Here is a 25,051-nt window from a genome sequence, read left to right on the forward strand (position 1 = left end):
TCCCTCTCCTTTAAAAAAGCAGAGGGAACTTTTTAAATTAGAACGAATAAAAATCCAATGAGCTGTACCTTTCAATTTCCTAAAGCCCCTGAACATCTTTTAGATGCTTTACATGATGTAATTCCAAATTGTGAATTACTGGCACAGCAATTGCCTGAAACGCCTATTTCACTTTGGCTTATTCCACCAGTATTTCCTACCGACAAGCTAGATGATGAAGTGATTCGTCGTATTTGGAATGATACGCCGTACTGGATTTTCTGTTGGGCTTCAGGACTTGCAATGGCGCAATGGTTATTGGCAGAACCGCAGCAAGTAAAAGATAAGGTTGTTTTAGACTTCGGTGCGGGTTCAGGCGTGGTGGCGATTGCTGCAAAAATGGCAGGTGCCAAACGGGTAATTTGTTGTGATATTGATCCTATTAGCCTTGCAGCCTGTCGTGCCAATGCTGAATTGAATGATGTAGCGCTTGAATATTTAGATGATCTATACAAGGCAGAACAAGTGGATGTATTGCTGGCTGCCGATGTACTTTATGATCAATGCAATCGCTTCTTTTTAGATGAGTTCTTAAAGTTTGCCCCAGAGGTTTGGGTGGCAGACAGCCGAGTGAAAAACTTTAGTCATCCACAATATATAAAAATAGATGAACGCAGCGCGACCACATGGCCAGATTTGGATGAAGCCAAAGAGTTCCGTAATGTGAGTTTTTATAAGACGCGATAACTCATCACGTCTTATAGGAAGCCAGTTTTGTGGCGCGAATTAATTGCAGCTATAACGCACAATGCGCAGTGTGCTTGGGCGAGCATCTAAGGCCTGACGTGTAGCATAGTTTTCACTGCTATGTAGCTCAGGTGTGTTCGATAAGCCAATAGAGGTGCGGCTTTGCCCAAGTTGGCGACCATACGGGTCTTGTTGGTTGGCTGCAGGATTCACCACTTCATTAATACTTAAAATCCGCAATTGATAAGTTTTATGCGCACCAAGTTCTTTTTGGCAGGCACGCTGTAATTTACTTTCATCGCGCTGTTGGTTTTGACGTCCTGCAAGAGTGTAGGCTAATACTGCGTTGCGATCAGTTTTGCTTTCGACTTTATAGCCAATAAAACTATTCTCGTTTTGCTCAGGCAAACTTTGACAAGCGGATAAACCTAACCCAAGTCCCGTCATAGCCAAAATAATCATTGTATTCTTCATGGTTTTATTCATGATCATGTCTCATGTTTTGATGTCATTTCATTCTTGTTTTAAGTATGCCATAGCTGAGTGGACAAAGCATGGCTTTGTTGGTGATGTGGTAGGCTGTCTATATTTGAGCTGATAAGCGTGTGCTTGTGATGTCATGTTTTTACCTTGAATCTTCGTATTATTTAGTATTTACACATCAGGTGGGATTGTTGAAGAGCGGATTTCGGTGCTTTTAACACATAAAATATTAGGGCAATAAAAAAAGGTCACCGAAGTGACCTTTTCTTAGCAATCAGCGTTGAATTACGCAGATTTAACCGCTTCAAGTAAAGCAGCTTGACGTGCTTTCAATGCAGCAGGTAGGCGCTCACCAAGTTTGTTGAATAACTCAGTGTGGCTTTCTAACTCTTTGATCCATTGTTCTTTGTCTTGCGCTGTTACAGTTTCAAATTGCTCTTTAGAGAAATCTAAACCAGTCCAGTTCAATTGCTCATACGTTGGAACAAAACCAATTGGAGTTTCAACAGCTTCTGCACGACCTTCGCAACGATCAATGATCCACTCAAGTACACGCATGTTTTGACCAAAACCAGGCCATACGAAGTTGCCTTCTGCATCACGACGGAACCAGTTTACGTTGTAAATACCTGGTAATTTGTTGCCTGCAGCTTTTGCTTTTTCGCCAACTTTCTCACCCATTTCTAACCAGTGAGAGAAGTAGTCTGCCATGTTGTAACCAGCAAATGGAAGCATTGCAAATGGGTCGCGGCGTACAATACCTTGTTGACCAACGGCTGCTGCAGTAGTTTCAGAACCCATCGTTGCTGCTTTATATACGCCATCTACCCAGTCAAATGCTTCTGAAATTAGAGGCACTGTGTCTGCACGACGACCACCGAAGATGAACGCTGAAATTGGAACACCTGCTGGATTTTCCCAGTCAGCATCGATAGAAGGGCATTGACCTGCTGCAACAGTGAAGCGCGCATTTGGATGAGCTGCTTTTTCTGCGCCAGTATGTGGTTGACCTTTCCAGTTGGTTAAGTTTGCAGGAACTTCTTTAGATAGACCTTCCCACCATACTTCGCCGTTGTCAGTCACAGCAACGTTGGTATAAATCACGTCTTTGTGCAGAGTTGCCATACAGTTCGGGTTAGTCTTGGTGTTTGTACCAGGAGCAACACCGAAGAAACCAGCTTCAGGGTTAATTGCATATAAGCGACCATCTTCACCTGGTTTGATCCAAGCAATATCGTCACCTACAGTTTCAATTTTCCAGCCTTCATAACCTGCAGGTGGAATTAACATCGCAAAGTTGGTTTTACCACATGCAGAAGGGAATGCTGCTGCGATGTAGTGTTTTTCGCCTTGTGGGTTGGTCACGCCTAAAATTAGCATGTGTTCTGCTAACCAGCCTTGTTCACGACCCATTGCAGAAGCAATACGAAGCGCTAAGCATTTTTTACCCAATAATGCGTTACCGCCGTAACCAGAACCATACGACCAGATTTCACGAGTTTCTGGATAATGTACAATGTATTTTTCTTTGTTACATGGCCAAGCAACGTCTTTTTCGCCTTCAGCCAATGGTGCGCCCACAGTGTGTACGCAAGGAACAAATTCGCCATCTGTGCCCAATACGTCATAAACAGCTTTACCCATACGAGCCATTTTAGACATGCTGACAGCAACATAAGGAGAGTCAGTTAATTCAATACCGATGTGAGCAATGTGGCTACCTAATGGGCCCATAGAGAATGGAACCACATACATGGTACGACCAGCCATTGAACCGTCGAATAAACCGTTTAATTTAGCGCGCATTTCAGCTGGCGCTTCCCAGTTGTTCGTCGCACCAGCATCTTCTTTGTTTTCAGAGCAGATGTAAGTACGGTCTTCAACACGAGCAACGTCAGAAGGATCTGAATTTGCAAGGTACGAACCAGGGTGTTTTTCTTGGTTTAATGCTTGCATGGTGCCGTTAGCGATCATCAAGTCGATTAGACGTTGATATTCTTCTGCGCTACCGTCACACCATTCAATTTTTGCTGGTTTCGTTAACTTTGCAATTTCTTCAACCCATGCAATAAGCTTAGGGTGACGAACGAATTCTGGTGCGTTCACTTGGGTCATGGTGAGGCCTATCTTAAATGTGTACAAGTCGTGTACAAAGTACAATCTGAACGATGGGGTACATGGTTCAGATGAAATATGAAAAAAAAGTGGCTGTATTAAAGCACAAAAACATAAAAAAAATAAGACATAGGCTTGATTTAGCTTTATGTGAAAAATACCCATATAAATAATGAATAACATATATGAAACATGGGCTTACAACTTTTTTGTGTTCTATTTATCATTATTTAAAAAAAATATGGGCATTATTTATTTTAATTATTTTTAATTAAAACATATATTTATAGCTTAAATTTTATAAAGAATGATTATTGATTTAATGAATGGTCATCATTCGATTTTTACATAAAGCTGCTTTTCATTCTGCATCAATTGGTCGAAATTAGAGCAAAAGCTTTAAAATGATTGAAGAAAATGTCGACAACATTACAGCCTTTATCGCTTATTTATAATCAAAAATCTGGATTTCATGCCACACAGCAAGAAGGTGTCTATGAAGAACTGTTGCATGTTTTGTCACAGCATGGTTTTGAAATCCAATTGTTTGAAATGGGTGAAATCGCCAATTTTGATCAACTGATGCAACAGGTGTTAGCACGGCATCAAGCAGCGCAGTTAAGCGGTGTTGTGGTTGCAGCGGGTGGAGATGGTACTTTAAATGCGGTTGCTGCAAAGTTAAAAGGGACATCTATCCCCATGGGTATTTTGCCTTTGGGCACGTTTAATTATGTGGCGCGCTTACTGAATATTCCGCTAGATTTAATTGAAGCAGCGCATGTCATCGCAACTGGCAGTACGCGTGCTGTGCATGTGGCACAAATCAATCAACATATTTATTTAAACAATGCCAGTTTGGGTTTGTACCCTTTATTTATTCAAAAACGCGAGCGTTATAACCAATATTTAGGGCGTTTGCCTTTACATGCCTATACTTCAGGTTTGGATGTGCTGATTCGTGACCGTAAAGAATTAAAATTAGAAATAGAGGTCGATACAAAGCGCTATCCGCTGAAAACGCCGCTCATTTTCTTTGGGAATAATCAATTACAACTGTCTGAAATGAATTTACGTATTGCCAAAGCTGCTGCAGCAGGCAAAGTCGCAGGTGTTGCAGTGGCAAAGTCCGATAAATTGACTTTATTTAAAATTCTGTGGCAATTAATTCAGGGGAAGGCTGAGCAAGCCAATGATATGTACAGTTTTGCAGCAGAGCAGGTGGTCATTCATAGTAAACGCCAACAACTGACCGTGGCGCTTGATGGAGAAATTGTCAAAATGCGCCCACCACTGCGTATTTCTGTATTGAAAAATGCATTGAAGATTAAGGTGCCGCATGCTGCTGCATCTGTCTGATTTGCACTTTGGCACTGAAAATGTGGCTTGTATGCAGGCAGTACAACAACTGTGTGCAAGTATGCGACCGGAAGCGGTTGTGGTCAGTGGTGATTTAACCCAACGTGCACGCTATGCACAGTTTTATGCTTGTAAGCATTTTTTAGACAGTTTGAATTTACCGTATTTGGTTGTGCCAGGAAATCACGATATTCCGCTATATCATCTTTGGAATCGTTTTTTTAGTCCGTTTGCGCGGTATCAGTTGTTTTTTGGGCGTATGGAAACAATTTTGGAAACCGCCCATTTTTATGTGATAGGGGTGAACAGTATTCGGCGACGTTTTCATACTCGTGGGCATATTTCTTTGAATCAAATTCAGGAAATAGATACTTTGCTGCAAGCTGCGCCCACAAATAAGTTAAAAATTTTGGTGGCGCATCAACCATTTTATACACCACCAGATGATCGTCACGGTATTAAAGATTGCCCAGTGTTGGGACGAATTGCTTTAGAGCAGTGGAGCAAAAATGGTTTGTATGCCTTGCTGCATGGGCATTTACATCAACCAGCCGTGTATGACTTAAATCAAATTTATGCCTTAGGTGTAGCGCATCCTGTGCTGGATATTCATGCAGGTACTGCAATTTCGTATCGTTTGCATCAGGGCATACCCAATAGCTTAAATATATTGAGTAACCATGGGGATGTGCAGCATTACCTGTTCGATGCCGCACAAAAGCAATTTGTGTTGTGGCAACAAAATGCAGAATAAATCACCGATCTAGCCAACTTGTCTAAAAAAACAACAAAAATTGAAAAATTTTTAGCTTTTCCCCTTGAAGCGTTTTTTTCCATCCCCACAACTGTGTCATCTAAAATTTATTTTGATGATGACCAAAGGAATAATTAAGTCGTCATCAGGAATCTATACATTGACTTAGTCTAATGGAGTTATTTATGAGCAACATTCGTCCATTACATGACCGCGTAGTTATTCGTCGTGTTGAAGAAGAAACAAAAACAGCTGGCGGTATCTTGCTTCCAGGTTCTGCTGCAGAAAAACCAGCCCAAGGTGAAGTGATTGCAGTAGGTAATGGTCAAATTACAGACAATGGCGTACGCGCTTTAGACGTAAAAGTGGGCGACAAAGTCTTGTTTGGTACTTATGCAGGCACCACAGTTAAAGTAGACGGTGAAGAACTTCTAATTATGAAAGAGTCTGATATTTTAGCGGTACTTGAAGGCTAAGTTCAGAACTCATATTCAAAGCAAATTTGAACATTATTTAAAAATATTTGGAGTTAAACATGTCAGCTAAAGACGTAAAATTTGGTGATTCAGCTCGCACAAAAATGATCGCAGGTGTAAACGTACTTGCAGACGCAGTTAAAGTAACTTTAGGCCCTAAAGGTCGTAACGTAGTGATTGACCGTTCTTTCGGTGCGCCGCACATCACTAAAGATGGTGTATCTGTTGCGAAAGAAATCACCTTGAAAGACAAGTTCGAGAACATGGGTGCTCAGCTTGTACGTGAAGTGTCTAGCAAAACCAATGATATCGCAGGTGACGGTACGACCACTGCAACAGTACTTGCACAAGCCATTTTAAATGAAGGCATCAAATCTGTAACTGCGGGCATGAACCCAATGGATTTGAAACGTGGTATCGACCTTGCTGTAAAGGCAGTCGTTGCAGACATTAGAGCAACGGCTAAACCTGCTTCTGACACGAAAGCGATTGAGCAAGTAGGTTCTATTTCTGCAAACTCGGACACGACTGTGGGCAAGTTAATTGCAGAAGCAATGGAACGCGTTGGTAAAGAAGGCGTAATCACTGTTGAAGAAGGTTCAGGCTTTGAAGACGCGCTTGACGTTGTAGAAGGTATGCAGTTTGACCGCGGTTATATCTCACCATACTTCGCGAACAAACAAGATACTTTGACTGCAGAACTTGAAAACCCGTTCATTCTTCTTGTTGATAAAAAAATCAGCAACATTCGTGAACTGATTACTGTCCTAGAAGCGGTTGCAAAAACAGGTAAGCCTCTTCTGATCATCGCTGAAGATGTTGAAGGCGAAGCGCTGGCAACGCTTGTTGTGAACAACATGCGTGGCATCATCAAAGTATGTGCGGTGAAAGCGCCTGGTTTTGGTGATCGTCGTAAAGCAATGCTTCAAGATATTGCAATCTTGACAGGCGGTACGGTTATTTCTGAAGAAATTGGTATGTCTTTGGAGCAAACATCACTAGAGCATTTGGGTAGCGCGCACAAAGTTACAGTCTCTAAAGAAAACACCGTGATTGTGGATGGTGCTGGTGATGCAAATCAGATTTCTGAGCGTGTTCAGCAAATCCGTGCGCAAATCGAAGAATCTACTTCTGAATATGACAAAGAAAAACTTCAAGAACGTGTTGCTAAATTAGCAGGCGGTGTAGCAGTCATCAAAATTGGTGCTGCAACTGAAGTTGAAATGAAAGAGAAGAAAGACCGTGTGGATGATGCGCTTCACGCAACTCGCGCTGCAGTTGAAGAAGGTGTTGTTGCAGGTGGTGGTGTTGCACTGGTGCGTGCTGCATCTGCACTTGATGGTCTGACTGGTGCTAACGATGACCAAAACGTAGGTATCAACATTCTTCGTCGTGCAATTGAAGCTCCGCTTCGTCAAATCGTAGCCAATGCTGGTGATGAGCCATCTGTAGTAATCAATGCTGTGAAGAACGGTGAAGGTAACTATGGTTATAACGCTGCGACTGGTGAATATGGCGACATGTTGGAAATGGGTATTCTTGACCCTGCAAAAGTAACTCGTTCTGCACTTGAGCATGCGGCATCTGTTGCGGGCTTAATGCTAACCACTGAATGTATGATTACTGAAATTCCAGAAGACAAGCCAGCAATGCCAGATATGGGTGGCATGGGTGGTATGGGCGGCATGATGTAATCATCAGCGTACCCAAACTTCAAAAACCTCGTATCGTCAGATACGGGGTTTTTTTATGGCGTGGTTTTTATAATTCAGAGTTTGCACACATGAAAAAGCAAAACTGCCTAGCCATTTTCATTTATTAAATGCGTGATATGTATTTAAACTGCTTTTTTTTGTGAATAAAACCCACTATGCTACTTGGAATAATAAGAAAAACAAATGATTAAATAAGTGTAATGCAGATTGGAGTAGGCATAAAGGGGATAAAAATGGATAACCGAGAACACGAAATTATAGGCAGTATTTATGATGCCGCTGTAGATGTGAATTTATGGCCGCAAGTAATTGAAAAAATTGTTCAATATACAGACAGTAAAACCGCCATTTTTACTGCCTTAGATCAATTTAGTCCAAGTTACGATTTTTTATTTAGTCACAATATTCCAGATGAAGCTTTGCATGCCTATCGTGATGAGCGGATTCGTGTGATTGACATGCAGTTACACCGAGTATTGTGGGAAAATTTAGGTGTGGGCCAAGTAGCGAGCTCGGATTTATCGCATTATGGGGAAAACCCTGAAAGTGATGAATATATCTTTTATGAACGGTGTTTGAATCCGACGGGAATTAGTTATATCTCGGCTGTTTTGCTCGATCAGGGTTCACATCGCTGGGCGGTTTTGGGATTACACCGTGCGCCAGATGTAGCGCCGTATCAACAAAAAGAGTTGGATTTTTTAAAGCATTTGGGTGTGCATTTGCGCCGTGCCTTACAAATCCATCGTCAATTTAGTTTGGTTAAACAAGAAAATTTAAGTTTGTATAGTGTGCTCGATCATTTAAAAACAGGTGTAATTTTGCTTGATCATCAGCTGAGTTTGATTTATTCAAACCCTTTAGCTCAAAGCATGCTGGAACACGATTCATGTTTAGATTTGGACTTGTATAATCGTTTAAAAACCCATGCTTATGATCAAATTCGTTTAGATCAATTATTACATTCAGCGTTGTTGGGACAGTCGGCATTAAACGCAGATGTAGGCGGTGTATTGTCTTTGTCAGATGCGAAAGGACAACAATTAATGCTGACTATCGTACCTTGTTCTAAATTAAAAAATATGCAGCATCAAAATGCAAGACAACATCAAATTGCGGTATTTCTGACCGATATGCATCAGCACTATGCCTTGTCACAAGCCTATTTGCAGCAAGCTTATCAATTGTCTAAACGCGAGTTTGAGCTGTGTGAGTTGTTGTTGAATGGTTATAAGTTAGAAGAAATTGCGGAACATTGCGGGATTACCCTCAGTTCCGTGCGCACTTATTTTAAAAATATTTATGAAAAAACCCAATGCAACTCGCAAATTGAACTCATGCATTTATTAATGAGCTGTACCATTCATTTTGAGCATATTGGTTAAAGCTGCCTAAATTTTGCTTAGGCAGCTTTAAAATATGTTTAGTTACTACGTTGTAGGGTAATAGTGTCTTCGCCTTGTGGATGCAAGGTTAGACTTGTTCCGGAGATGCTATAAGTTGCATTAACTTTAGCGCTATCCGAAGTGTCATGTAATCCACCGCAACCGTTGGTGTCATATAACACTTCTGTTACGGCAAGTGTATTGGATGTTATTGAATATTTACCATATTCAATTCCTGGGTTATCGCAATCACCTTCGGTGTCTAACAAGAAATAGAATCCTGTGTCAAAGAAAGCAAACAAGTGAGTTTGATTAAATTGCCAAGTGCCAACTAGACCTGATGATTGTTTTACTTTAGTTAAAATATAGGTGCTATTACTTCCTACATCAGTCAGCACTAGATCTGTGCCATTATAACTTAGGCGGTGGTGACCATCATTGTCAGGATGTGAAAGCCCGTAGTCACCGTTTGTATCTATGGAAATTACAGGGTTCAGCGCTGAGGTTAAAGCATTCCAATTTAATTGTCCGATTTCAATACCAGGCTTCCCTGTTTCATCAGCTACATCTGCTTCACCCAGAGCATAACGTCCATCGGGTAAAATATGTAATAAAACAGCAGATGCATTGGTACGTCCAATTTCCCAAGTTCCAGCAATATCTTTATAGAATTGGCTTGCGCTACTTGTGGTAGTACCTTCTGTATTGGGTCTTGTGAGTATAAATGTACCTTCATTTGGTTCGTGGAGTGTAAGTGATGTCGAATTAACCGTGACTGGTAGACCTGAGCTTGAGTTTGCACTATTGTCAGATAAGCCTGCACAGCCATTTGTATCGATCAGGATATTATCTACGAATAACTTTCCATCTTGAACACGATATTTACCATATTCGATACCTGGTCCACCACAAGGCATTTCTCCAACTTCCACTTGATCGTCCCCAACAGCATCAACCATGATATAGGTATTATTATCCGGATTGAAAACAAATAGTTGCTTGCCTGAACTTGAGTTCCAAGCACCGGCAATGCTCGAATTGTTTTGAGGGACTTTAGTAAATGTTGCACTTTCATTAGGGTTTTGAGCTTCAGAAATTTTTAACTGCGTACCATCAAATGATATTTTCATATCACGTGTTTTTCCAGAATCAGTTAAGCCCCAATCTTCATTTGTATCAATTGAAGATTGCGCCCATAAATCTCCAGCAACAGCATTTACCGATAATTCACCATACTCCATGCCATTTGCACTATCAGATGGTGAGCTAACAATAGGTTCGCCAATCAGGTATTTCCCGTCTGAGGTTACTTGAAGTACGATTTCTGAGTCAGCATTTTTCGCATACCAAACCCCAACGATATCTTTGAGTAGTGTTTGGTTAAAGTTAGCTTGTGCTTCTGTTGCGCTAACTACGACTTTATCTTTAAAATCTTCTATTGTTTGTAGAACAGGTTGAAAGCTTGTAATAAATTCAGTTGTTGGTTTAGAGAGGTCAATTGAGTTTGCAGGGAGTTGACTCACTGAGTCAGGGATTTGAATACCATCGTCATGCCCCCCCTGAGAATCTAAAGATTGTAAAAAAATAAGTAAATTTGTTCGTGTTGTTACATCATCAGCTAACTCCACAGGGGTAATACGATCAGCACCAATCACTGTGCCAATTTCAATATTTCCGATGGAGAAAGTGATTTCATCACCCTCTTGATATTCAAACTCCCCTTGAGCATTTGTACGTTTAGAGACACCATTAATTGTATAAGTTGCACCACTCACAGGCCCATCGGTCAGTACGCCAGTTTTTGTGGTGTTTGATGGTGGGGGAGCAGAACTACCAGAATCATTGTCTGAACCACCACATGCACTGAGTAAGCCTGCTAAAGTTAAGCATAATAAGGTTTTTTTCATCATGAATTCCTTGTCATCCAAATTGTTATGTCAGAAGTATAGAAATAAGATGAATCTAGGAGCTATCCCAAAATTGGGAGGTCAAATACAAAATCTGTGAGAAAAAATGAAGACCAATCAATATTTTTGTGACAAAACTAGATTTTTTGATATGCAGTCATCGAAGTTCTATTTTGCTGTGTTAATTTGAAAAACGGTTTCAAGTTTTTTTGATGATCTTCATCCACTTGATTCATTTCATATTTAAATATCAACATTGCCATCTATAAGTGATCCAGTTTTATGTTGTCTAAATTTTTTATTGAACGTCCTATTTTTGCAGGTGTGCTCGCCATTGTGGTGATGGCACTCGGGATTTTTTCAGTATTAAATTTACCTGTAGAACGCTACCCAGACATTGCACCACCTCGTATCACCGTCAGCGCAACGTATACAGGAGCTTCGGCAGAAACTGTTGAAGAAAGCGTCACACAGGTTTTGGAACAGCAAATTAAAGGCTTAGATCACTTACTGTATTTCAGTTCTAGCAGTGATTCTTCAGGACGAAGTCGCATCAGCATTAGCTTTGAAAATGGTACCAACCCCGATACCGCACAAGTCCAGGTACAAAATGCGATTAATGGCGCAATTAACCGCTTACCTGAAGATGTGCAGCGTCAGGGGGTAAATGTCTTTAAATCATTGGGTGATACCCACATGGTCATTGGGCTGTACGATGCCACAGCCAAAAGCAGCAATATTGCCTTGTCTGACTATATGATGAGTCATTTAGAGCAAGAGTTGGCACGCATTGAAGGTGTGGGTGAGGTCGATGTTTTTGGTGCACAATATGCAATGCGGATTTGGCTGAATCCGTTAAAGTTAAAACAATACGCACTCATGCCAAGTGATGTACGTGCTGCAGTATTGGCACAAAATACCCAAGTCGCAGCAGGCGCAATTGGTGAATTACCCACAGCACAAGAACAATATCTCAATGCCAAAGTCACCTCAGGTTCACGCTTAAAAACGGTAGAAGAATTTGAAAATATTATTTTAAAAGCAGATCAGGCAGGTGGCTTTGTTTATTTAAAAGATGTGGCACGTATTGAACTTGGTGCAGAAAATTATCAAAGCTTTAATACCATTAATGGTTTTCCATCGGCAGGGATGGGGATTTCATTATCTTCTGGTGCCAATGCGTTACAAACTTCAGCCTTAATTCAAAAACAAATTGAGCATTTAAAACAACAATTGCCCGAAGGTTACCAAATTGTCTATCCACGAGATAACACGCCTTTCGTGCAGGAATCAATTAATGAAGTGGTGAAAACTTTAATTGAAGCGGTGATTTTAGTTGTCATCGTGATGTTCTTGTTTTTACAAAACTGGCGCGCGACGCTCATTCCTACCGTAACCGTGCCTGTGGTGATTTTAGGCACTATGGCCGTGTTGCAACTCTTTGGCCTAAGTATTAACACGCTGACCTTATTCGCTTTGGTTTTAGCGATTGGTTTGTTGGTGGATGATGCGATTGTCGTGGTCGAAAACGTCGAGCGTTTAATGCACGAACAGCAGCTCTCGGCTAAACAGGCATCTATCGCATCTATGCAGGAAATTAGCGGTGCTTTGGTCGGCATTACCTTAGTTTTGACCGCAGTATTTATTCCTATGGCATTTTTTGGTGGTTCGACTGGGGTGATTTATCGCCAGTTTTCCATCACCTTAGTGACTGCGATGGTGCTGTCTTTAGGTGTGGCCTTAATTTTAACGCCTGCCTTGTGTGCCTTGATTTTAAAACCCAATCCACAACCAGCCCAATGGGCCATCTGGTTTAATCAAAAACTGGAACGCTTAAAACAACACTATCTCAAATTATCAGGCTGGACGATTCAGCATAAAGCGGTGTGTCTGGTTATTTTTGCAGGTTTATTGACGGTGTTTGCCTTGTTTTACCGTGCCTTACCTACCAGTTTTATCCCGAATGAAGATCAGGGCATGTTGTCGGTGCAATTTAAATTACAGGAAGGTGCGCCGTTGTCTAAAAGTCGTGAAGTGGGCGAAAGCATACGTGAATACTTTATGCAGCATGAAGCCCACAATGTTGATTTGGTGATGATTCGTTATGGACGTAATTTTTCGGGAACAGGGCAGAATTTAGGGCAGGGTTTTATTGCGCTAAAACATTGGGATGAGCGTCAAGGGCAACAGCATACCGCACAAGCTATTCGTGAACGTGCCATGCAGCATTTTCGACAGCATCCCAATGCACAAATTACCATTGGCATGCCCGCAGCAGTTCGTGGTTTGGGGCAAACCGATGGCTTAGAGTTCTGGATGCGCGATGTGAATGGTACAGGACGCGATTTTTTAATTCAGCAATTTCAAAATTTACAGCAGCAAGCCGCTCAATATCAAAGCTTTAAAAATTTAGATCAACGTGCCAATCCTGAAAAAGCGGAGTTAAACGTCACGATTGATCAGAAACAGGCGATGGCAGCAGGTTTAAATCAAACGGCTATTAACAGTACCTTAGCGGCAGCTTGGGGCGGTAGTTATATCAACGACTTTATTGACCGTGGTCGAATTAAACGTGTGATTATGCAGGGTGATGCCGAATTTCGTGGTAAACCTGAAGATTTGAATCAATGGTCGGTACGCAGTCAGCAAAATCAAATGGTACCTTTTAGCCAGTTTGCTCAACTCAGTTGGAGCGGTGGGCCAGAAGTCGTCAATCGTTTTATGGGGTATAGCGCCGTGCAAATGGAAGCCGATACTGCCGAAGGATATAGCTCAGGGCAGGCGATGCGTGATTTAGAACAGATGGTGGCACAGCAGCAGGGCATTGACTTGGCATGGAGTGGGTTGTCTTTTGAAGAAAATCAGTCCAGCAATCAGGCTTTGTTACTGTATTTGGTTTCCATCGGGTTTATTTTCTTATGCCTTGCTGCCTTGTATGAAAGTTGGAGTATTCCAACAGCCGTGATGAGTGCCATTCCTTTAGGAATTGGTGGAAATATTATTTTCAGCTATTTGGCAGGTTTCCCGAACGACATTTATTTCCAAATTGCCTTGCTTACCACCATTGGTTTGTCATGTAAAAATGCCATTTTAATTGTGGAGTTTGCTTCGGCTGCGCAGCAACAAGGCAAACAGGTGATTCAAGCCGCTTTAGAAGGTGCAAGCTTACGGCTCAGACCTATTTTAATGACCTCATTGGCATTTGGTGCAGGTATTTTGCCGCTAGTATTTGCCTTTGGTGCAGGTGCAGCAAGCCGTCAGGAAATTGGGGTGAGTGTTTTAGGTGGAGTTATTTTTGGCACAATTTTAGTGCTTGTTTTTATTCCGTTTATGTATGTGCTGGTTCGTTCTATATTTCAAGTGAATCGTTCATCACCCATAAACTAAAGATGTTTTTTATTAGGCACTTAGCAAAATTATAGGCTATGATATGAAACGCTAAAAATCTTGTATAAATCTACAGATTTTCGGGTTTTTAAGGGTTGGTTTGGGCTGAGAAACTTTGCCCATTCTTCATTTTACGTTTTGGAATGATGGAGTGGGTGAGATTAATGACCAATCTGCACGCTGAACAGTTAGAACAAGCCTTGCAATTACATCAGTCAAGTACAGTGCGCAGCTTGATCGATGGTATCAACCCTGCCGATTTAGCCGACTTAATGCAGCACTTGAGTCTGAAAGCACAGCTGAGTTTAATTGAACAAATTGACAGTGCTGCCTTGGTGATGGAGTTTTTACCACTGCATTCGCAACATCAAATTGCAGAGGCGATGGCACCGCAGCAATTGGTCAAACTGATTTCAGCCATGCATTCAGATGACCGCACCGACTTATTTAAGTTACTTTCTCCGCATTTACAGCGTTTTGTCAGCTTACACATTACGGAAGAAAAACGCGCACAGATTCAGACTTTAGCGCGATATCCTGAAGAATCTGCGGGCGCGATTATGAGTTCGGATTTCGTGGTGCTCTCACCAGAACTGAACATGCAGCAAGCCATAGATGAATTACGCAGAATGACCACAGATCGGGAAACTTTGTACCTGATTTATATTGTCGATGAACTGATGAAACTATTGGGGGTGATTTCTTTAAGAGAAATAATTCAAAACCCGCCTGAACAGAAAATTAAAAATGTGATGCGCACAGATTTAGTCACTGGTTTAGTGACAGAAGATCAGGAAAGTATCGCGCAAAAACTCAGCCATTATGATTTTTTGGCCTTACCGATTGTAGATGATGCACAGCATTTACTGGGGATTGTCACCTATGATGATGCGATGGACGTGGTACAGGCAGAAACTACAGAAGACTTTTTAAAATCAAGTGCGGTAGCGTCTTCACCTGGCATGAGTATAAAAACTGCGCCAATTTTATTTTTATATCGCAAACGTGTGTTTTGGTTGGTGATTTTGGTATTTGGCAGTTTATTGTCTGGAATTGGCATTGCGCATTATGAAGACACTATTGCAGCACATATTGTACTGGTTTTTTTCTTGCCGCTTTTGGTCGGTAGTGGTGGTAATGCGGGTTCTCAGTCTGCGACCTTAATGGTACGGGCACTGGCTACAGGTGATGTGCAATTTAAAGATTGGCTGCATTTACTCGGACGTGAAAGTTTGGTGGCGCTATGTTTGGGTGGAACTATGGCTTTTGCGGTTTCAATTTTAGGCTATTACCGTGGCGATATGATGGTGTCTGTGGTATTGGCACTGAGTATGCTGGGCATTGTGCTGATGGGCTGTTTAATTGGCATGAGTTTGCCTTTTATTTTGCATCGCCTGAAACTAGACCCTGCCAGTGCCTCTGCGCCTTTGGTAACCTCGATTTGTGATGCAACGGGCGTGGTGGTGTACTTATTTATTGCTTCACAGTTGTTACTTTAAACACTGTCGGTGATGATGACTTATTCAAGACCTCATCTTAAACTTTTTGCATTGATCAAAATTCTGTTTATAAAATCATAACAGACCTGAGTAAAAAACTGCTTTATTCTCAAGTAGATTGCATTTACCCAACGATACGTTTTCTATGCCAGAACCTGCATCTTCAAAAAAACTTAGCCAGCAAGAGGTGATTCGCTTAGAGCGCGATTTAGCCAAGTTTGCCAATATGATGGATTCTGTGGTGCGTATTCCATTTACCAAGCAGGGCGTGGGAGCAGATGCCGCATTAGGCACTGTACCTGTCGCGGGGGATGTCGCAGGTTTTGCACTGACCTGTTATGCGATTTATAAAGCCAAACAAATTGGTGTACCACAAACCAAACTCACTCCCGTGATTAAACTTGCTGTGATGGATGCAGTAGTTGGTTTTGTGCCAATTGTCGGCACAGTATTTGATGTATTTATTCGTCCAAGCCGTAAAGCTTTAGATGTAGTACATACGCATATCCGTGAAGAATATCAGATTCACAGTGAGCATCATGTGGTACATCCTTTTTTACATGAGCGATTGGAACGTAAACAGCAGCAGTCAGCATTTTGGCGTAATCCTGTAGTGGCATGGCTGTGGCTACATTTGCCTGATTTGCTTGGTGTGATTTTTCTTATTTTCTTTATTTGGGCAGCATGGCTCGGTGCAAGTTGGTTGTGGCACTGGTCACAAAGTTTTGCTGTTTAAATGAACCTGTTTAAAGTACAAAACCATCTGGCAGATCTAATTTACAGACATGAAAAAAGCTTCCCTGAGGAAGCTTTTTGGTGTCGCTGTTACAATATCTTGCTAGCAGTATTAAGGTAAATTTAATTGCTGTAAAGCTGCAACACGTTGTTCAATGCTTGGGTGAGTTTGGAATAACGCTGCCAAGCTAAAACCTTCTTCTTTACCTGCAGAAATCGCAAAAGCTTTCATTTCTTTTGGCATTGCATCAGGCATTTCAGATTCTGCCTGTAAACGTAATAATGCAGAAATCATGGCTTGCTTACCTGCCAAACGTGCACCTGCTTCATCGGCACGGTATTCACGTTGACGCGAGAACCACATCACGATTGAAGAGGCCAAAATACCAAATACGATATCCAGTACAATGGTAATTGCAAAATAAGCCAAGCCTGGTGCTTCGCCATCTTCACGACCAAATACGTTACGGTCAATGAAGTCACCTGCAACACGGGCAAAGAACATGACGAATGCGTTGACCACACCTTGAATCAGTGCCAAGGTCACCATGTCACCATTGGCAACGTGACCAATTTCGTGTGCCAAAACTGCACGTAATTCATCTTTGTTCATACGCTCAAGCAGCCCTGTAGATACAGCGACTAAAGCATCGTTTTTATTCCAACCTGTTGCAAAAGCATTCGATTGGTAAGAAGGGAAAATACCCACTTCTGGCATTTTGATACCAGCACGTTGCGACAATTGCGCAACTTCATTTAATAACCACGCTTCAGCTTGGTTACGAGGGGCATTCGGGTCAATTAATTCAGTCCCAGTTGTTTTTTTCGCCATCCATTTAGACATGAATAGTGAAATTAAAGAGCCAACCATACCAAAGACAAAACAGATGACCAACAGGTTGCCTAGGTTTAAGCCACCCGCGCCATGGTAACTACCGACACCGAAGAGTGACAAAATTATGCCAGCTACAACCAGTACCGCGAGGTTGGTTAGCAAGAACAAACCAATCCGCATCATTGAGTAAATCCTCTTATATTAAAAATGTAATCTGATTTATTAATAAACCATGCCGTAAATATGCGGTGTATGTATTAAAAATTCAAGAAAAATAATAAAACTGTACTAAAAATATTTTGAGCTGATACTGCAATCAGCACTTCATTTGAGCTTGCGGCAACGCAAGCTCAAATGAAGTGCTGTAGCTTTTATTCTGAAATAAAAATACGTGCCGAAGCCGTGGCATTCCCTGTCGCGTAAGAACCTGCAGGTGCATCGGTAAAGCGACCATCGGCAGCCATAATAATTTGACGTTGTGGACGTTTGTTTGCCGCCACTTGATGATTACTGGCAGTGTAATTGTCTGACTGCGCAATCACTTGTGCATTTTGACTCTGAGTATTGCTATTGTTATTTGCCGTAATCGCGTTACTGCCAGAACTTGCACTAACGCCGCTAGCATATAGGTTGCTATAGCGACTGGTCACACGACGTACATAATCCTGTGTTTCACGAAAAGGCGGTACGCCGCCGTATTTTGCAACATTGCCTTCGCCTGCGTTATAGCCCGCCAAAGCTAAAGTGGTGTTGCCATTAAAGCGTTTGAGTAACCAAGCCAAGTATTTTGCACCCGCCATAATGTTTTCATGCGGGTCATAAGCGTTGCTGACATTAAAACGTCGTGCTGTCGCAGGCATGAGCTGCATTAGACCTTGTGCACCGACAGGCGAGCGGGCGTTGACATTAAAACCTGATTCGGTATGCATCACTGCTTTAATTAGACCTTCTGAAACACCGTGTTGTTGTGCTGCTTGCTGAATAATGTGGTCAAAGGCGTTTTTATTGCGGCTATAACTTGGCAATACCGACGCTTCGGAATTGCCCCAGTTGCGATAACTGTGAATATTGCTGTCTGGATAATATGTGACTTTTACTTTTGTCAGTGAACGATCTGCACTTTTACGGTTGGTCAGCAAGGTACTGCCATTGCTGTCCTTATACATATAAATTTGACCTGCGTGCGTTGTCGTTGCCAAAGGCATGATGCTGGCAGTCCCCAAAATATACAGTAAAAAGGCATTAATTTTATTGTTCATGCTGTGAATACACTAAAAGCTGTCCCCAAACAGTTATGAGGAGTTTAACAAAAATCTCACAGATGAAAAGGCTTTGTACAAATTCATTTACAGTAGTGTCGAAAAAAATCAAGCTTAATTGCTGACAGAGTAATCAAAAAAAATATTTATTTTTTTTTAATTGGATCAGCTTGACACACTTAAGTGTATGATTTTAAATTAAAATAAAATCGATCAAAAAGTGATCAATTTAAAGAGAAGCCTTAGAATAACGGCAAGAGGCGTTGTCAAGTTGTTTTAAATCCACAAAGTTATCCACAGCTTTTGTGGAAAACTGTGGAAAAGTCCAAAAGATAAGCATCTTGGCGAAAAAGTGAACCTGAGGGTTCAAACTTGCCGCAGAAAAAACGATCTGCGCAGACAAAAATAAAGTGTGCAAACAGAAATGAACGCGCAGTCAGAAATTAAGTTCTCTGACGAAAAGGAAGATTGCGATGAAATTACATTCTTTTGATGCGGGATTGGTCTGAATCGGCTAAAATTGCGCGGTAATTTTTTTCATGGGTTAATCGCGTCTATGTTCTCACCAGTTGAGTCCGATCAAGGCTTTAATTTCAAACCAGAACTTCCAACCAGCTCTGCGTATTATCGTTTGTTGAAAAAGCTGCGTCGTCAAGTCGGGCATGCGATTCGTGACTTCAACATGATTGAAGATGGCGATAAAGTCATGGTGTGTATTTCTGGTGGTAAAGACAGTTATACCTTGTTGGACATTATGTTGCAGTTCAAGCGCATCGCACCCATCAATTTTGATGTGGTGGCTGTGAACTTAGACCAAAAGCAACCAGGCTTCCCTGAAGATGTATTGCCGCGTTATTTAGAAGAAAATAACATCCCATATTACATATTAGAAAAAGACACCTATAGCATCACCAAGCGTTTAACGCCTGAAGGTAAAACTTACTGTGCAGTGTGTTCGCGTTTGCGTCGTGGTTCTTTGTATGGCTTTGCGCAGGAAATAGGGGCAACCAAAGTGGCGCTTGGGCATCACCGTGATGATATTTTGGCGACTTTTTTCTTAAACTTGTTCCATGGCGGTAGCTTAAAAGCCATGCCACCGAAGTTGTTGTCATCAGACAAGAAAAATATGCTGATTCGTCCACTGGCTTATGTGGAAGAAAAAGACATCATTAAATATGCAGAAATGCGTAAATTCCCAATTATTCCGTGTAACTTGTGTGGTTCACAGGAAAACTTACAGCGTGCCATTATTAACGACATGTTACGTGAGTGGGATAAAGCACATCCTAAGCGTTTGCACAGTATTTTTGGCGCATTACAGAATGTATCGCCATCGCAGTTGGCAGACCGTGAATTATTCGACTTTGAAGCGTTAGACAGCCAGCGCGTATTTGATTTTGCCGATCAGGCCGAACAAAACGCAGCAGAGCAAAACAAACGCATCAATATGGTCAATTTAGGCTACGCTGCAGACTAAGCGATAACAGCCTGTCAATCCCTTTAAAATGTAATCAACACCAAGCCAGAGCTTGGTGTTTTTTTATGAATTTGATTTATTTGAGAAAGTCGTCATTTCGACTAAAAATACAAAAACTGAACGTCCCGTACAAAATTTCTTAGCCTTTCACGAAAGGTTCATGCTATAACAATCAGCAAGCAAAACAGCTTAATAATGATGGTGTCTGGATAGACAACACACATGCACAAATATATTGAGGAAAAATCATGCCTGCTTTTTTAACTGATGATTGGTTTGCAACTGTAGAAAATTTAACGGCTCAAGCTGGTGATTTAAACCTACCTCCAGCACTTGCAAATCTGGCAATTAACTTAGTGGTGACTGATGCTGCAGGCAACACAGAATTGTCTTTAGATGGCGGTAAAATCCAAAAAGGTTTGGCGGACAACGCAAAAACAACATTAAATATGGATGCGGAAACTTTACGTAAAGTATTCCTAGAGTTTGACATGGCGGCTGCTATGCAAGCCTTTATGACAGGTAAAATCAAAGTACAGGGCGATATGTCACAATTAATGGCATTACAAACTGCAAAACCAAGCCAAGAACAAAAAGACTTATTTAAGAAGATTCTTGAGCAATCTGCTTAATTCAAGCGATTTACGCTGTAGCAGGCGAATTTCCCGCTATAGTACAAAAAAGCCTAGCTGAAGTATCAACTAGGCTTTTTTATGCACTGCAGCTTTAACAGCGCATTATTCATGTTTGAATTGCAGCTGATATACACTGCAACTCAATCACGCGAGGTAAATTTTAGATATTCACCAATTGCGGTGTGGTCTTAATATGCTCAAGGTAGGCGCGAATACGAGTCACATATTGCACTGCTTGACGATAACGACCGTTGCTCGCTTTGTTACGGTCTAAATACGCATATAGGTTAACCCAATTGTTCGGGTTTTTGCCTTGTGAGCGAATACGCTTCTGAATTTGACTGACTGCACCAGGACCCATGTTATAAGCGACTAGGGCATACCAGTTACGATCAGGAAATGGAATATGCTCATAACGGCTCAGCATTTGGTCATAATACTTAGCACCACCCTGAATACTTTGTGCAGGATCGGTACGGTTGCTTACGCCCATCGCTTTGGCTGTATTATTGGTCAGCATCATAATACCGCGCACACCTGTTGGCGAAACCGAGTTGGGTTTGAGGTAAGATTCCTGATAACCAATTGCCGCCAAAAGATGCCAGTCTAAATCGTACTGCGTGGCAGTCTTTTTAAAGTTGGCCTTATATAAAGGTAAACGATTACGCAAATCCCGCTGGATCACATCCCACGATTCTTGTTTGACCACATTACGATTATAAAATGAAGCCAATTGGGTAATTGAGCCGTTTTGCTTGCCACGACAAACAAAGTTGTTTGCGGTTTGGCTAAGAGGATCATCTGCGTGTTTAAACACCCAGTTCAGCTCACTATTTAAACCATTACGCTTTAAAGTATTTAAATCGCCACAACTGGCAGAAAATGCCGTGAGTTGCTGCTTTTCGATGCTTTGGATACTCGACGTGGTCATGGCAAAGTTCGCTTTACCAGAAGACACCCATTTTAAAGCGGTCGCATTGTCGCTTACCGTTTTAAATTCGAGTTTCACATTCATGCTGTCGGCATAGTTACGCACAAGGTCATAACCAAAGCCATGTAAATGTTGTCCATCTTTAAACACTGTGGTTGGATTTTCCACAGACACAACGGTCAATTTGTTCTGATTGACGACGCTGTCAAATTGATGAACGGCTTTGCCTGCGTTAATACTGTGGAATGGGAGAAGAACAGTACTGAAAGCGAGGACTTTGAATGGGAGGCGATTAAAAAATGAGTGAAGGCTAAGCCTAGACCCAGACGTTGAACTACTGTGCATGTTGGCTCCGCTACAAGTAATTTATGCCCTAAAAAGCAAAGGCAACACACCTTAAACTTTTTCAAGTTTGATAAATTCAATAAGGGTTGGGCAGTCATGACGTCATTCAAAATGACTTGGGATTAAAGGGAAAATGTGTAAAATTTATACACAGGTTAAAAAGTGATCAAAACTAAAAGATGTGCGAATAATAAAGATGAAAATTTTGGATGTCAAATTTTGTACATAAATTTTTTGAAAAATGTAACATAAGATATTCATTTCATTGAGAAATAAATTTTATAAATTTTTATTGTGTATAAAAATGCAATAAAATATAGGATTGATGTTAACCAAATGTAAAAAACCGGCTGCAAAAACACCATGAAATCTAACTTAATTACACGTTCTGGACACGATAAACTCGTGGCAGAGTTACAGCATTTGTGGCATGAAGAACGCCCTGAAATCACCAAAAAAGTAAACTGGGCGGCAAGTCTCGGCGATCGCTCTGAAAACGCAGATTACCAATATAACAAACAGCTTTTGCGTAAAATTGACCGTCGGGTACGTTATTTGGGCAAGCGTTTAGAAGAGCTGCGTATTGTCGATTTTGCACCAGAACAAGAGGGTAAAGTATATTTTGGCGCATGGGTCGAAATTGAAAATGAACAAGGCGAGCAAAAGACCTTGAGAATTGTGGGCGTGGATGAAATTTATCATCATCATCCACAACATATTTCGATTGATTCACCTATGGCTAGAGCTTTGTTGTCTAAACAGGTAGATGATGAGGTGGAAGTGCAGACGCCGTTAGGCAAAAAGAGCTGGTTTATTAATTCGATACGCTATGAAAAGCCTGAAATTGCAGAAAATGACTGATTTTTGATTTTATTTTGAACATTTGGATCATAATTTTTAGAAAATATTTGCCAAGCTGAATTTTTCTTTATATGATAGCCGCCATTGGAAGCGTGGCAGAGCGGTTTAATGCACCGGTCTTGAAAACCGACGAGGGTGTGAGTCCTCCGTGAGTTCGAATCTCACCGCTTCCGCCAAATATTACCAACAAAGCCCTGACATTGTCAGGGTTTTATTGTTTTTGGGGTTTATGCAACGTAAGCCTGTAGTAAGCAAAAAAATAAAACCACATAGCCTTATTGAAATTAAAAATTTTAGCTCTATTAAACTTTAAATATTAGTAAAAAGTTTTGGAATAATGAGCTTAGAATCAGAACAACAAGATTATGAAGAAAGATTAAGGTATAGACTTAAAATTCTTTCAGAACAGTTAAAAGCCGATAAAGTAAAAATCGCTTCACACCTAGCTGAAGGTTTCGAAGAGAGTTTTCGAAATATCAAATATGATGAAAGTGGCGAGATCATTTTAGAGTCTGTTGATGGGCGAATTCGTTCAATGGCTTTGGCTATAGAACATTTCGACACAAGGGAAAAATTAAAAAAAGAAATTTCTTTAGTTGAAATTCAAAAATTATATTTTGACCTGATAGAGCATAATTTTGATTTTATCTATCAACAAATGCTTAAGGCGAACTCTACGCCTCACCATATTGCGGAATTTTTATCAACAAAAGCCGATTTTGTTGACAATATGTTTGAACAAATTCCTGGTTTTATGGATGCAATTATATCATTTTGGAAACAAGTAGGTGATATAGGTTATTGGCATTTAGAAGACAATCACTCAAATCTTACTGGTGTATATGGAGGAGATTTATTTCCTACCCACGATGAAAATATTGCTTCAAAATGTGGTATTTACACGGACACAATTGTTCTACCAGATCCTTATGTACGATCACAGCATATATTTGAATTTTATCCAAAAGAGAAAGCTGTCTTTTTCTTAATAAAGCATGCTATGAATATTCTCAAATATAAAAATTTAGCATGTGTTGAAGATGGAATGCCAGTGGTTGTAATACTCCCTGATTTATCAAATTTGGAAGAGGGTGGTAAAGATTTTATCTATAACTTTTCCCAAAATGATGCATTAATTCATGGTAGTAAATTATTCGGTCAAAATTTTGAGAGTATTGAGGAATTTAATGAGTTTTGTTTAAGCCTTAATACTGTAGAAAAAACAATTCGAGCAATTAAAGATAAGAATAGGGTCTTATTTGATACAAATTGGAAAGGTTCTTTAGAGGAACAAATAAATAGGGCTTTAAATGGAGATGAGCTAAAAGCTCTTAATAGAACAGAGCCAGGTTTGTTACTCCAAATGCAAGCTGTTGGCAGAATGTCGGTGAGTAATGAATTATTACTCAAAGCACGACAGCTTTCAGGAACCCCAATTATTGAAGCTGAAACATCGTGGCAATATTTTAACTGGAAATTAGAATATGATGCCGATAAGGCTCAAGAATATTACGGTTCTGAAAATTTGCACATAATGAAAGGACTAACAGATTTATCTCAAACGGATTTACCTTGGTTAGGCAATATTCCTCCAGAATCATTGTTGGAGCTTAGAAAGCAAGGAGCTTTAGAAGAAATCCGCAATATTTTAGGAAATAATATCAAGGAATTAGTAGAAACTAATCCTACTAATTGTTTTAGAACTAGAGATCAAATATTAGAAAATATTGAGCAAAGTTTTGATAAACATCGTAAAAAACTTGATGAGTTGAAAGCTAAAAATTGGAAATTTGCTGGATTCGATATTGGATCTTGGATTGTTTCTGGAGGAATAGAAATAGGGGCAGCTTTAACTGGAACACCTACATGGGGATTAGCAGTATTAGCAGCTGATCAATTACTTGATGCTCCTAAATTGAGAGAAATACCTGAAAGATTTCGTGATTTGGTTGATCAGAATAAACAAGTTAAGCAATCTCCAGTTGGAATGCTTTTCAAGGTAAGTAAAAAGTTGATTAATTAATTCCTAGTATCGTCAACTAATTGTTGTTGATGTAATACAGCAATCGCTTCCCATTCATCATAAGACAAAATAGGCGGAAAAGCGGCTACTAACAACTAAATAGTAGTCGCTTTGTTCTTTCTATGGGTTTCGTTTAGCTGAATACCT

The 25,051-nt window shown here is 40.7% G+C and carries 19 protein-coding genes and 1 tRNA gene; 14 read left to right on the plus strand and 6 right to left on the minus strand.

Annotated features, from left to right (window positions below):
* Positions 1 to 57: 57 nt before the first annotated feature.
* On the plus strand, positions 58 to 726 hold the full coding sequence (locus tag FTU09_RS01625; protein WP_180079454.1) for a methyltransferase: 669 nt from the start codon (positions 58 to 60) through the stop codon (positions 724 to 726).
* A 39-nt stretch (positions 727 to 765) separates the two neighbouring features.
* On the opposite strand, the gene FTU09_RS01630 is transcribed toward FTU09_RS01625, so the two are convergent.
* Positions 766 to 1,200 carry a hypothetical protein gene (locus FTU09_RS01630; protein WP_131260784.1) on the minus strand — a complete coding sequence of 145 codons (435 nt, stop codon included), beginning with the start codon at positions 1,198 to 1,200 and terminating at the stop codon, positions 766 to 768.
* Between the two features lie 294 nt (positions 1,201 to 1,494).
* Positions 1,495 to 3,324 (minus strand): phosphoenolpyruvate carboxykinase (GTP), encoded by a 1,830-nt coding sequence (locus FTU09_RS01635; RefSeq protein WP_004972137.1) that lies wholly within the window; start codon positions 3,322 to 3,324, stop codon positions 1,495 to 1,497.
* Positions 3,325 to 3,741: 417 nt separating this feature from the next.
* Between FTU09_RS01635 and FTU09_RS01640 the strand changes: the two genes are divergently transcribed.
* The 5 genes from FTU09_RS01640 (at position 3,742) to FTU09_RS01660 (ending at position 9,010) form a co-directional block, all read left to right on the plus strand.
* Positions 3,742 to 4,680: a diacylglycerol kinase family protein gene (locus FTU09_RS01640; RefSeq protein WP_180079455.1), complete on the plus strand. Its 939-nt coding sequence runs from the start codon at positions 3,742 to 3,744 to the stop codon at positions 4,678 to 4,680.
* Positions 4,661 to 5,434 carry a metallophosphoesterase gene (locus tag FTU09_RS01645; RefSeq protein ID WP_131260664.1) on the plus strand — a complete coding sequence of 258 codons (774 nt, stop codon included), beginning with the start codon at positions 4,661 to 4,663 and terminating at the stop codon, positions 5,432 to 5,434. The genes FTU09_RS01640 and FTU09_RS01645 overlap by 20 nt, the downstream gene beginning before the upstream one ends.
* Positions 5,435 to 5,619: 185 nt before the next feature.
* A complete protein-coding gene (gene groES, locus FTU09_RS01650; RefSeq protein ID WP_004972131.1) occupies positions 5,620 to 5,910 on the plus strand; it encodes a co-chaperone GroES in 291 nt (96 codons plus the stop codon).
* Positions 5,911 to 5,969: 59 nt separating this feature from the next.
* The gene (gene groL / locus FTU09_RS01655; protein WP_096900991.1) at positions 5,970 to 7,604 is read left to right on the plus strand and encodes a chaperonin GroEL; all 1,635 of its coding nucleotides are present in this window, start codon (positions 5,970 to 5,972) and stop codon (positions 7,602 to 7,604) included.
* Positions 7,605 to 7,858: 254 nt separating this feature from the next.
* Entirely contained in the window at positions 7,859 to 9,010 is a 1,152-nt protein-coding gene (locus FTU09_RS01660; RefSeq protein WP_180052219.1) for a helix-turn-helix transcriptional regulator, read from the plus strand.
* Between the two features lie 38 nt (positions 9,011 to 9,048).
* Here FTU09_RS01660 and FTU09_RS13830 read toward each other — a convergent pair whose 3' ends face one another.
* The gene (locus tag FTU09_RS13830; protein ID WP_257221874.1) at positions 9,049 to 10,917 is read right to left on the minus strand and encodes a hypothetical protein; all 1,869 of its coding nucleotides are present in this window, start codon (positions 10,915 to 10,917) and stop codon (positions 9,049 to 9,051) included.
* A 282-nt stretch (positions 10,918 to 11,199) separates the two neighbouring features.
* Between FTU09_RS13830 and FTU09_RS01670 the strand changes: the two genes are divergently transcribed.
* The 3 genes from FTU09_RS01670 to FTU09_RS01680 all read left to right on the plus strand — a co-directional run bounded on the left by FTU09_RS01670 (position 11,200) and on the right by FTU09_RS01680 (position 16,539).
* Positions 11,200 to 14,304, plus strand: coding sequence for a multidrug efflux RND transporter permease subunit (locus FTU09_RS01670; protein ID WP_154320956.1), 3,105 nt, complete (start codon positions 11,200 to 11,202; stop codon positions 14,302 to 14,304).
* Positions 14,305 to 14,468: 164 nt separating this feature from the next.
* Positions 14,469 to 15,803 (plus strand): magnesium transporter, encoded by a 1,335-nt coding sequence (gene mgtE / locus FTU09_RS01675; protein ID WP_179988559.1) that lies wholly within the window; start codon positions 14,469 to 14,471, stop codon positions 15,801 to 15,803.
* Positions 15,804 to 15,948: 145 nt separating this feature from the next.
* Positions 15,949 to 16,539 carry a DUF4112 domain-containing protein gene (locus tag FTU09_RS01680; RefSeq protein ID WP_004972119.1) on the plus strand — a complete coding sequence of 197 codons (591 nt, stop codon included), beginning with the start codon at positions 15,949 to 15,951 and terminating at the stop codon, positions 16,537 to 16,539.
* A gap of 111 nt (positions 16,540 to 16,650) precedes the next feature.
* Here the strand turns inward: FTU09_RS01680 and htpX are convergent, their stop codons facing one another.
* Both htpX and FTU09_RS01690 read right to left on the minus strand, forming a co-directional pair.
* Entirely contained in the window at positions 16,651 to 17,556 is a 906-nt protein-coding gene (gene htpX / locus FTU09_RS01685; protein ID WP_004972117.1) for a protease HtpX, read from the minus strand.
* 188 nt (positions 17,557 to 17,744) lie between these two features.
* Positions 17,745 to 18,632, minus strand: a complete 888-nt coding sequence (locus tag FTU09_RS01690; RefSeq protein ID WP_004972115.1) for a lytic transglycosylase domain-containing protein — start codon at positions 18,630 to 18,632, stop codon at positions 17,745 to 17,747.
* A gap of 556 nt (positions 18,633 to 19,188) precedes the next feature.
* Here FTU09_RS01690 and ttcA point away from each other — a divergent pair.
* Complete coding sequence (gene ttcA / locus FTU09_RS01695; RefSeq protein ID WP_104853169.1) at positions 19,189 to 20,109, plus strand: tRNA 2-thiocytidine(32) synthetase TtcA; 921 nt, start codon at positions 19,189 to 19,191, stop codon at positions 20,107 to 20,109.
* A gap of 248 nt (positions 20,110 to 20,357) precedes the next feature.
* Positions 20,358 to 20,741 carry an SCP2 sterol-binding domain-containing protein gene (locus FTU09_RS01700; protein WP_004972111.1) on the plus strand — a complete coding sequence of 128 codons (384 nt, stop codon included), beginning with the start codon at positions 20,358 to 20,360 and terminating at the stop codon, positions 20,739 to 20,741.
* Positions 20,742 to 20,904: 163 nt separating this feature from the next.
* Here the strand turns inward: FTU09_RS01700 and FTU09_RS01705 are convergent, their stop codons facing one another.
* The gene (locus tag FTU09_RS01705; protein ID WP_179991135.1) at positions 20,905 to 22,020 is read right to left on the minus strand and encodes a transglycosylase SLT domain-containing protein; all 1,116 of its coding nucleotides are present in this window, start codon (positions 22,018 to 22,020) and stop codon (positions 20,905 to 20,907) included.
* Positions 22,021 to 22,383: 363 nt separating this feature from the next.
* Between FTU09_RS01705 and greB the strand changes: the two genes are divergently transcribed.
* The 3 genes from greB (at position 22,384) to FTU09_RS01720 (ending at position 24,904) form a co-directional block, all read left to right on the plus strand.
* Entirely contained in the window at positions 22,384 to 22,881 is a 498-nt protein-coding gene (gene greB, locus FTU09_RS01710) for a transcription elongation factor GreB (protein WP_180079456.1), read from the plus strand.
* Positions 22,882 to 22,967: 86 nt separating this feature from the next.
* Positions 22,968 to 23,057 (plus strand) — tRNA-Ser (locus tag FTU09_RS01715).
* 161 nt (positions 23,058 to 23,218) lie between these two features.
* Positions 23,219 to 24,904 (plus strand): hypothetical protein, encoded by a 1,686-nt coding sequence (locus FTU09_RS01720; RefSeq protein ID WP_154320950.1) that lies wholly within the window; start codon positions 23,219 to 23,221, stop codon positions 24,902 to 24,904.
* Positions 24,905 to 25,051: the final 147 nt, after the last annotated feature.

The organism is Acinetobacter sp. YH12058, from assembly GCF_013419805.1.
Lineage (GTDB): Bacteria > Pseudomonadota > Gammaproteobacteria > Pseudomonadales > Moraxellaceae > Acinetobacter > Acinetobacter towneri.